The organism is Ideonella azotifigens (assembly GCF_006519715.1).
Classification (GTDB): Bacteria; Pseudomonadota; Gammaproteobacteria; order Burkholderiales; family Burkholderiaceae_C; genus Ideonella; species Ideonella azotifigens.
In genome coordinates this window covers 1-1,632 of record NZ_VIDT01000963.1, presented here as the reverse complement: position 1 = coordinate 1,632, position 1,632 = coordinate 1, and the positions used below count along the sequence as shown (strand labels likewise).

Sequence of the window (1,632 nt, the reverse complement as noted above, 5' to 3'; positions counted from 1 at the left end):
GGCGCGTCGAACTGGTTGCGCGGCAGGTAGGTCATCACGCGCAATTCGGTGCCCGGCACCGCGGCCACCGCACCGCGCCAGGCCTGCGAGCGCCAATCGAAGTTCAGCGCCCCCGGCGGCGGGTTGACCATGTCGATCGGCACCGCATCGGTCTCCTGCAGCGCCGGGTCGCTCCAGCCGTGAAGGCGGCCATCGGTGTCGAACACGGCGGCCTGCACGTCGGCCCGGTCGATCAGGCTCTCGGCCAGCACCTGGCCCACCAGACCGCCCTGCAGCCGGATGCGCAGCAGGCCCAGCGCCTCGTTGCCCTGTTTGATCGGGGCGGTGACGAACAGTGTGCGTCGCCCATCGTCCGCCCGCTGCGGCCCGAAAACCCTCGGGTAGCCATGCGCAATGCCTGGAGAAAAGAAGTATTCGGCCGCCTCGCTGCTGCCCACGCGCTGCGGTTGCGTGTCGGCCAGGTCGCGGCCGTCCCGGTCCAGCAGCGCCACTGAAATGGTGTTGACCGGCTCGCGCAGGCTGACCAGCGTCAGCACCCGGTTGACCCAGACCTTGTCGGCCTTGGCTGGCGCCTGCAGCACTTCGGCCAGACCAGGGATCGCCACGTCGGCGCGCGCGTTGTCGAGCATGCGGTCCACGCGCAGTCCCAGGTCGCGTGCCGCTCCCTGGCTGAAGCTGACCAACACCTCGTCCCGCTCGCCCAGCAGGTGGCCTGTTTCCTGGCGCACCTGCAGCGCGATCAGCACGCTCAGCGGCAGCACCGTGATGCCGAACAGCACGGCCGTCACGAAAAGCCTCGTGTTCATCACCCTGCGGCTCAAGGCAACAACTCCGCCTGCAGCAGCGCCAGCGCGTCCAGCGGCCGGCCCACCGTGCCCTTGGCGACGAAGAAGTCGCTGTAGCGCTGCACCACAGACGCCAGCGCCGGCACGGCCCCACCAGCGCCCAGCATGCGCCGGTTGTGCGCCAGGTCCAGCAGCCGCACGCCCTGCAGAGAGACCTTGGCCTGCGCCAGGTGCAGCCGGCGTGAAATCAGCTGCACGGCGGCCAGCGGATTCGCGGACCACCAGTCCACCGCGCGGAACCACTGCCGCACAAATGCCTGCAGCGGCGGCCGGCGGCGCTGCACCGTGACCCGTGTGGCCACCAGCACGTCGGCCACCAGCCCCGGCGTCTCGGCGCTGGAAAACAGCTTGCTCGCGCCCGCGGCGACCGCTTGGCTGGCGTATGGCTCCCAGGTGTGGCCCACGTCCAGCATGCCGCTGGCCAGCAGCCGCGGCACCTCGGCCGCGTCTGCATTGACCCAGGTCCAGCGCTTGTGCTGCAGGTGGCGCTGGTCGATGAACTCGTGCAGGAAAACCTCGCCGAAGCCGCCGAGGTTGGTGCCGATGGTCAGCGGTCGGTCGGTCTCCAGCGTCACGCCGCGGCGCAGCAGCACCGCATCGCCGCCGGACGACTCATCGCAGACGACGATGACCTCGACGCCCAGGTGGCCGCGCGTCAGCGCGATCAGGTCGCCCAGCGAGGCACCGATCAGGTCGTACTGGCCGGCAGCGAAGTCGGCAATCATGCGGTCAGTGTCGGCCGGAAAGGCCAGCTTCAGCGCCACGCCCGCCGGTGCCAGCCAGCCCA

Annotated in this window: 2 protein-coding genes; both read right to left on the bottom strand. The window is 70.2% G+C overall.

Annotation, left to right across the window (positions count from 1 at the left end):
* Positions 1-806, bottom strand: an 806-nt coding sequence (locus tag FKP22_RS29660) for a hypothetical protein (RefSeq protein ID WP_141291807.1), incomplete at its 3' end; no start/stop codon positions are given.
* An 11-nt stretch (positions 807-817) separates the two neighbouring features.
* The coding region (locus tag FKP22_RS29655) for an ABC transporter substrate-binding protein (protein ID WP_141291805.1) at positions 818-1,632 on the bottom strand (815 nt) is incomplete at its 5' end.